Below are 8019 nucleotides of genomic sequence, written 5' to 3' on the forward strand. Positions count from 1 at the left end.
CCTGCGACGGGTCGGCGGGGTCTGCGAAACCCCGTCCCGAGTGCGGCCGAGTATCCCCCTCGACCCTCCGACGGCGCACCGTGTGTCGCCGCCGGCGCGATGGAGTTTCACCATCGCTCCCGTTCCATCCGCTCCCGCCGCCGCAAGGTCGCAGGCCTTACGAGCCCTCCGATGCGACGAGACGGGGTAAGAATACGCGCGTTTCGGAGGGGGGATGGATGATGGGCGAGATATTTCGCCAAGCGGTTGGATTCTCAGGGAATGAACCAGCCGCATTGTGATGGCTGGTGGCAATCGCGCCTCTCAATCCGTCATCCTCGGCCTTGTGCCGAGGATCCATAATCCCGGTGTCCGCCGCCGGTCCCCGACCTTTGAGACCGAGCGTATGGGGCCTCGGCACAAGGCCGAGGATGACGAGGTGGTGAGCGAAAGTGACGACGTTGGAGAAGAACGCTCGGCGACCGTGCGGTTTCGACAGCCCCTCCACCGCTGCACGGTCCCCTCTCCACGAGTGGGGAGGAGACGATGCCGCGCGCTTCCCGCGTTGCCCGTGACGGCGCGGGCGGGTAGAGCGTTCGGCTTCTCCCGCCTGACCGAAGTTTCAGACCATGCACGACATCAGAGCCATTCGCGAGAACCCCCAGGTTTACGTGGCGGGCTGGTCGTCGCGCGGCGTGGAGGACGCCGACGGCCTGGTGGCGGACATCCTGCGGCTGGACGGCGAACTGCGCCGCGCCCAGACGACGGGCCAGGACGCCCTGGCCAAGCGCAATGCGGCGTCCAAGCTGATCGGCGCCGCCATGGGGCGCAAGGACATGGCCGAGGCCGAGCGGCTAAAGGCCGAGGTCGAGGCGCTGAAGGGCGAGATCGCGGCGGCGGCCGAGGTCGAGGCGCGCGTCGGCAAGGAACTGCGCGACCTCTTGGCGGCGCAGAAGAACCTGGCGGCCGAGGACGTGCCGGACGGCGAGGACGAGGCGGGCAACGTCGAGGTCGGGGCGTGGGGCGAGCCGCGTCGGACGGGTCCGGCCAAGGATCACGCCGACCTGGGCGAGGCGCTGGGGATGCTGGACTTCGAGGCGGCGGCGAAGATGTCGGGCGCGCGGTTCGCGGTGCTGAAAGGACAGCTGGCGCGGCTGGAACGGGCCGTGGGTCAGTTCATGCTGGACATGCAGACGGATCAGCACGGCTATCTGGAAGTGAACCCGCCGCTGCTGGTGCGGGACGAGGCAATGTTCGGGACCGGGCAGTTGCCGAAGTTCGAGGAGGACTTGTTTCGCGCGAGCCGACTCAGCACCGACAATCCCGATGATCTGCTCAATCAGGTGGCTGGCGACCAGTCTCTCGCGCTTCAACTAACCGAAGCAGGTCTGCTGGGACTTCGTGAGGAAATTCTAGCCGCCCAAAGTGAGTACGAGGTGTCTCCCGGCGTGGTCGCAGGCGCTCTCGCTCGATACCCGGCTGCCAAGTTCATGACCGGTGCTCGATGGCTCATCCCCACCGCCGAAGTCTCCCTGACCAACCTCGTGCGCGAGAGCATCCTGTCCGAGGACGACCTCGCGACGCCGATGCGGATGACGGCGTTGACGCCGTGCTTCCGGGCCGAGGCGGGGTCGGCGGGGCGGGATACGCGCGGGCTGATCCGCCAGCACCAGTTCTCCAAGGTCGAGATGGTCTCGATCACGCGGCCGGAGGACTCGGACGCCGAGCACGAGCGGATGACGCAGTGCGCCGAGGCGGTGCTGAAGGCGCTGGAGCTGCCGTTCCGGCGGATGCTGCTGTGCAAGGGCGACATGGGCTTTTCGGCGAAGAAGACCTTCGACCTGGAGGTCTGGCTGCCCAGCCAGGGGACCTATCGCGAGATCAGCAGCTGCTCGAACTGCGGCGACTTCCAGGCCCGGCGCATGGACGCCCGGTTCAAGCGCGCCGGCGAGAAGAAAACCGAGTTCGTCCATACGCTGAACGGGTCGGGACTCGCTGTAGGGCGGACGCTGGTGGCGATCATGGAGAACTATCAGCAGGACGACGGCCGGATCGCGGTGCCGGCGGCGTTGCAGCCGTATATGGGCGGGCTCCAATTCGTGGGCGGGCAATGACTTTTCCGCGCATCCCCGCGAAGGCGGGGACCCAGTGCTTTGGGCGAAAGGCGGATGATGCTTGCAGGCCTTCAATCCAACGCACTGCCGAGCGACAGAACTGGGTCCCCGTCTTCGCGGGGATGAGCGGAGTTTGAAGTGCGTATTCTTCTGACCAACGACGACGGGATCGAGGCGGAAGGCCTTGAATGCCTTGAGCGGATCGCGCGAACGCTGAGCGACGACGTGTGGGTGTGCGCGCCCGCCGTCGAACAGTCGGGCAAGGGGCGGGGGATCACCCTGACCGAGCCGTTGCGGGTGGCGAAGCTGGGCGACAAGCGGTTCGCGGTGACGGGCACGCCGACCGACTGCGTCGTGCTGGCGGTCAACGACCTGATGCCGGAAAAGCCGGACCTGGTGCTGTCGGGCGTCAATCGCGGGCACAATATCGGCGAGGACGTCAGCTATTCCGGCACGGTGGCGGGCGCCTTGCAGGGCATGGCCTTCGGCATCCGCTCCATCGCCCTGAGCCAGAGCCTGGAGCGGTTCCACGACGCGGTGGTCGCCCACTGGGAGACGGCCGAGGCCTTCGCCCCCGCCATCATCAGTCGGCTGCTGGCGCAGAAATGGGCGCCGGGCGTGGTGATGAACCTGAACTTTCCCAACCGCCGGCCCGAAGAGGTCGAACAGGTCGAGGTGACGACGCAAGGATTCCGCGACGTGGGCGAAATGCACGCCGTGCGGCGCACCGACCTGCGGGGGCGCGACTATTATTGGATGAGCTTCCGCGGCGAAAAGCAGGAGCACCCGGAGGGCACGGATCTGCGCGCCATCGACGAGGGGCGGATTTCGGTCACGCCGCTGCATATCGACCTGACGCATATGCCCAGCGTGAACGACCTGAAGAAGGTTCTGGGCGGGGCGCCGCCAAGGGCGGTCGTCGCCGCATGAACCTGCACGACGACCGCGCCGGCCGCCTGATCCTGTCGCTGAGGCAACAGGGGGTCACGGACCCGCGCGTGCTGAAGGCGATGGAGAGCATCGACCGCGCGGTCTTCGTGCACGAGAAGTTTTTGGACCAGGCCTGGGAGGATCAGGCCCTGCCCATCGACTGCGCCCAGACGATCAGCCAGCCCTATATCGTCGGCCTGATGACCCAGGCGCTGGAGGTCCAGGCCCGGCACCGGGTGCTGGAGATCGGCACCGGCAGCGGATACCAGTGCGCGGTGCTGAGCCGGCTGGCGCGCTATGTCTATTCGGTGGAGCGATACCGCAGCCTGCTGGTGGAGGCGGAGGGCCGTCTGCGGACGTTGCAGATCGAGAACGTCATCACCAAACACGGAGACGGCGGTCTGGGCTGGGCCGAACAGGCGCCGTTCGACCGGATCATGGTCACGGCCGCGTCGCCGACCGAACCGACCGAACTGCTGAAACAGCTGAAGCCGAACGGGGTTCTGGTCGCGCCGGTGGGACGGACCTCGGTGCAGATGCTGCACCGCTACGTCGGCCAGGGCGACGGCGCCTTCCGTCGCGAAAGCCTGACGGAGGTGCGGTTCGTGCCGCTGGTCGAGGGGACGGCGAAGGAGGGGTGAAGCTTGCCAAGCGTGCCGCCCTGCCGCAGCATCGCAAAATGAAATGGCCGCTTCTTCTCATCGCGAGTTCAACTCTGGCCGTGTCGTCGCCAGCGATGGCTCATGAGTTTTCGGACTATTTCGCCTATGGGACCGTCGAGCTTTCGCCCAGGGGCTATGTGACGGCCAGACAAGTCGCAGCCTATGCGGAACGGTCCGGGTCGGATCGTTACAGGGTGCTGATCTCCGCCCACATGGATACCGCTGAGGGCCGGGAGTTCAGCGATGAACTCTCTGCAAGACGCGCCCAATCGATGGCCACCGAGTTGGTGAGGCTTGGGTTGGACCCTTCCAGGATTGAAATGCGAGCCAACGGCGACCGCCATCTGGCCAGGCCGACCGACCGCGACGTGCGCGAGCCGTTGAACCGGCGTGTCACCGTCGATGTGACCTTGTAGAATCGCCCGCGTTAACCTTCGCGCCCCAATTCCGCGACGATTGCGGGGTTGGCTTATGGGGCGCGAGCGGGCACACCGGGCGGCGAGTTTAACCATGCGAGGAGCGGCGGGTGGCGGTGATTTCGGGCGGGATGAGAGCGGTGCTGATCGCGGCGGCGTCGCTGAGCGCGGCGGCCTGTATGAGCTATCCTTCCGAGCCGAGGTACTCCACCCATGCGGCGCCCGCGCCCGCGCCGGCGCCGGACCGCGGGGCCTATCCGCCCGCAGGCGGTCAGCAGTCGACCTATCCCGGCGGGCCGCAGACCCAGCCCGGCCGTCCCGCACCCTATGAATCGCCGCCGCCGGCGACGGCGCCTATCGGCCAGGTGGACGGCGGGGCCCTGCCGCCCCCGGTCAGCGTGACGCCGAGCCAGCCGGCCTATCAGCCGCCCGCCTATCAGCCGCCCGCCTATCAGCCGCCTGCGTCGTCCGCCCCGGTCCGTCCGGGCGCGGCCTATGTGATCCAGCCGGGCGACACCATCTCAGGCGTGGGGCGCCGGTTCCAGACGCCGGTGCAGACGCTGATCGACCTGAACGGCCTGGGGCCGCGCGGCGCCATCACCAGCGGACAAAGAATCATCCTGCCCGAGGCGGCGGTGGATACGGGGCGCGACCCCTACGCCACCGGCGCTTCGCCCGTCGGGGTGCTGGTGCCGGACGACGGCGCGGTTCCGCCGCCGCCGCCGCCGCCGTCGGGCAACGCGGCCCTGCCGGTTCAGACCCGGCCGACGCCCGTCGCCCAGGCCGGGACCGACGCGACCGGCCAGCCGAACCTGCTGTGGCCCGTGCGCGGCGACATCGTGCGGCGCTTCGGCCCCGTCGGGATGGGCGAGCGCAACAACGGGATCAACATCGGGGCGTCCGCCGGCGCCGCGGTCGGCGCCTCGGCCCCCGGCCGCGTGGCCTATGTCGGCAGCGATCTGGTCGGGCAGGGGCTGACGGTGCTGATCGTCCACGCCAACGGCTGGCGCACCGTCTACGGCCATCTGGGCTCGGCGACGGTGAAGGACGGCGACGACGTGCGCGCGGGCCAGCAGATCGGCACCGTGGGTCTGACCGCCGGCGACGGCCGCCCGTCGATCCACTTCGAGACACGCCAGATGCGCGGCGACGACCCCGTCGCGGTCGATCCGCTGACCGTATTGCCGCGATAGCGATTTCGCCGCGTTGCATTCTTTAGGGGTCGGCCCTAGGTTCCGCGCCTCGTTTCAATGGGGGCGCCGACGAGGGCCGCCCTGTTCGTGTTCGGAGACTACCCATGGGCGGAGCGGCTGACGGCGGCTTGACGGCGCAACTGATCGGCTTTGCGCCCATCATCGGCATTTTCATCCTGTTCTACTTCCTGCTGATCCGCCCGCAGCAGAAGCGCGCCAAGGAACACGCCGCCGCCATCGGCGCGGTCAAGCGCGGCGACACCGTCGTTTTGGGCAGCGGCATGATCGGCAAGGTCACGCGCGTCGAGGACGCCGAGGTGAACGTCGAGATCGCGCCCAGCGTCAATGTGCGCGTGGTCAAGTCGATGATCGCCGAGGTGCGCAACCGCACCGCCATCGCCGCAAACGATTCCAAGGCCTGATACGCTCGCGTATCCGCCGATACCTGGACCGCCCACATGATTCAGCTGTCGCGCTGGAAAGTCATTCTCGTCGTCGCCTCGGCGATCATCGGCTGCCTGCTGGCCTATCCCAACCTGCTGACCCCCGCCCAGCGCGAGGCGCTGCCGGGTTGGCTGCCGAAGAATGCGCTGAACCTGGGGCTCGATCTTCAGGGCGGGTCGTACCTGCTGCTGGAGGTCGACGTGCCGGCGATGCGCGAAAAGCGCGTCACCAACCTGATCGAGGACGTCCGCGTCACCCTGAACGGCGCGGGCATCGCCACTAACGCTTTGCAGCGTGAAGCCGGCGGCGTGGTCGTGACCCTGGCCAATCCCGCCCAGAGCGACGCGGCGTTCAAGGCGCTGCAACAGCTTGGCGGGCAGGCGGGGGCGGGCGGTCAGGTCGAACGCGCGGCGACGCGCCTGGGCGACAACCGCATCCGCTTCGCCTACACCGACGCCGCGCTGAACGGCATGGGGGCGACGGCCGTGGATCAGTCGATCGAGGTGGTGCGCCGCCGGATCGACAGCCTGGGCACGCGCGAACCCTCCATCACCCGCCAGGGCGCCGACCGCATCGTTGTGCAGGCGCCGGGCGAGAGCGATCCGTCCAAGCTGGAAGAGGTCATCGGCCAGACGGCCCAGCTGACGTTCCAGATGGTCGATGTCGAAAACTCGGTGAACGACGCCCTGGCCGGTCGCGTGCCGCCCGATTCCGAACTGCTGCAGGGCGAGGACGGCACCCCCTATCTGGTCAAGAAGCGCGTGCTGGTGTCGGGCGAGAACCTGACCCGCGCGGGCGTCGGTTCGGACCAGAGCGGCCGCCCGGCCATCGACTTCCGCTTCGACGGCGCCGGCGCGCGCCGGTTCGGCGAGGCGACGGCGGCGAACCTGCAGAAGCCCTTCGCCATCATTCTGGACGGAAAGGTCATTTCGGCCCCCACGATCCAGAGCGCGATCACCTCGGGATCGGGCCAGATCACCGGCAACTTCTCGATCCAGGAAGCCTCGACCCTGGTGAACCTGCTGAACGGGGGCGCCCTGCCGGCGCCGCTGAACGTGGAGGAGCGCCGCACCCATCATCGTGCTGTTCATGATCCTGGCCTACGGCTTCCTGTTCGGGGGCGTGTCGGTGGTCGGGCTGGTGCTGAACGGCGTGCTGATCGTGGCGGCCATGTCGTTGACCCAGGCGACGCTGACGCTGCCCGGCATCGCGGGTCTGATCCTGACGTTCGCGGTGGCGGTGGACGCCAACGTGCTGATCTACGAGCGGATGCGCGACGAGGCGCGAGCGGGACGCAGCGTCATCGCCTCGATGGACGCCGGCTTCAACAAGGCCATGGGCACCATCATCGACGCCAACCTGACCACCCTGGTGGCGGCGGGCATCATGTTCGCCTTCGGCCAGGGGCCGGTGCGCGGCTTCGCCTGGACGCTGACCATCGGGGTGTTCACCTCGGTCTTCTCCTCGGTCCTGGTCGCCCAGGTCCTGCTCGGGTACTGGCTCAAGACCGCCAAACCCAAGAAACTGCCGATCGCGGAGTGATGGCGATGCGTGGATGGCCTCTAATCAAGCTGCTGCCGCAGAAGACGAACCTTCATTTCGTCAAATATTCCCGCGCCGCCGGCGTCCTGTCGGTGATCCTGTGCGTCGCCTCCATCGTGGCCTGCTTCTATCCCGGCCTGAACATGGGCATCGACTTCCGGGGCGGCGCCTCGATGGAGGTGTCCAAGCCGGCCGGCCAGGAGATCCAACTGGACCGGGTGCGCGAAGCGGTGAACGGACTGAACCTCGGCGATGTTCAGGTGCAGGGCATCGCGCGTCGCGACAGCAATGTCGATGACGGCTCCACCGCCATCCTGCGCTTCCAGGTGCCGGAAGGCCGCGACCAGACCCAGGTGGTGCGACAGGTCGAAAACGCCATCAGCGGCGCGGTCGGCCAGGTGAACTATTCCGGCGTCAGCGTCGTCGGTTCCAAGGTGTCGGACGAGCTGTTCACCTCGGGTCTTCTGGCGCTGGCCGTCGCGATCGGCCTGATGTTCCTCTACATCTGGTTCCGGTTCGAGCCGCAGTTCGGCTTCGGCGCCGTGGTCGGCCTGCTGCACGACGTGATCCTGACCGTGCTGTTCAAGCTGGAGTTCAGCCTGAACATGGTCGCCGCCGTGCTGACCGTGATCGGCTATTCGATGAACGACACCGTCGTCGTGTTCGACCGTCTTCGCGAGAACCTGCGGAAATACAAGACCATGCCGTTGCGCGACGTGATCGACCTGTCGCTGAACGA

General features: G+C 67.6%; 7 protein-coding genes and 1 pseudogene. All 8 read left to right on the forward strand.

Annotated features, from left to right (window positions below):
* Nucleotides 1-608: 608 nt before the first annotated feature.
* Nucleotides 609-2093: a serine--tRNA ligase gene (gene serS / locus DI624_RS15575; RefSeq protein ID WP_291540307.1), complete on the forward strand. Its 1485-nt coding sequence runs from the start codon at nucleotides 609-611 to the stop codon at nucleotides 2091-2093.
* Between the two features lie 138 nt (nucleotides 2094-2231).
* Entirely contained in the window at nucleotides 2232-3023 is a 792-nt protein-coding gene (gene surE, locus DI624_RS15580) for a 5'/3'-nucleotidase SurE (RefSeq protein WP_291540309.1), read from the forward strand.
* Complete coding sequence (locus tag DI624_RS15585) at nucleotides 3020-3664, forward strand: protein-L-isoaspartate(D-aspartate) O-methyltransferase (RefSeq protein ID WP_291540311.1); 645 nt, start codon at nucleotides 3020-3022, stop codon at nucleotides 3662-3664. Before surE ends, DI624_RS15585 begins: the two co-directional genes overlap by 4 nt.
* A complete protein-coding gene (locus DI624_RS15590; protein WP_291540314.1) occupies nucleotides 3661-4101 on the forward strand; it encodes an OmpA family protein in 441 nt (146 codons plus the stop codon). The genes DI624_RS15585 and DI624_RS15590 overlap by 4 nt, the downstream gene beginning before the upstream one ends.
* Before the next feature lie 110 nt (nucleotides 4102-4211).
* A complete protein-coding gene (locus DI624_RS15595) occupies nucleotides 4212-5294 on the forward strand; it encodes a peptidoglycan DD-metalloendopeptidase family protein (RefSeq protein WP_291540317.1) in 1083 nt (360 codons plus the stop codon).
* A 104-nt stretch (nucleotides 5295-5398) separates the two neighbouring features.
* Complete coding sequence (yajC, locus tag DI624_RS15600; protein WP_291540320.1) at nucleotides 5399-5716, forward strand: preprotein translocase subunit YajC; 318 nt, start codon at nucleotides 5399-5401, stop codon at nucleotides 5714-5716.
* A 36-nt stretch (nucleotides 5717-5752) separates the two neighbouring features.
* Nucleotides 5753-7280: pseudogene (locus DI624_RS15605) on the forward strand (preprotein translocase subunit SecD).
* The coding region (secF, locus tag DI624_RS15610; protein WP_291540323.1) for a protein translocase subunit SecF at nucleotides 7280-8019 on the forward strand (740 nt) is incomplete at its 3' end. The pseudogene DI624_RS15605 and the gene secF, both read left to right, overlap by 1 nt.

This window comes from Brevundimonas sp. (genome assembly GCF_003248455.1).
GTDB lineage: Bacteria > Pseudomonadota > Alphaproteobacteria > Caulobacterales > Caulobacteraceae > Brevundimonas.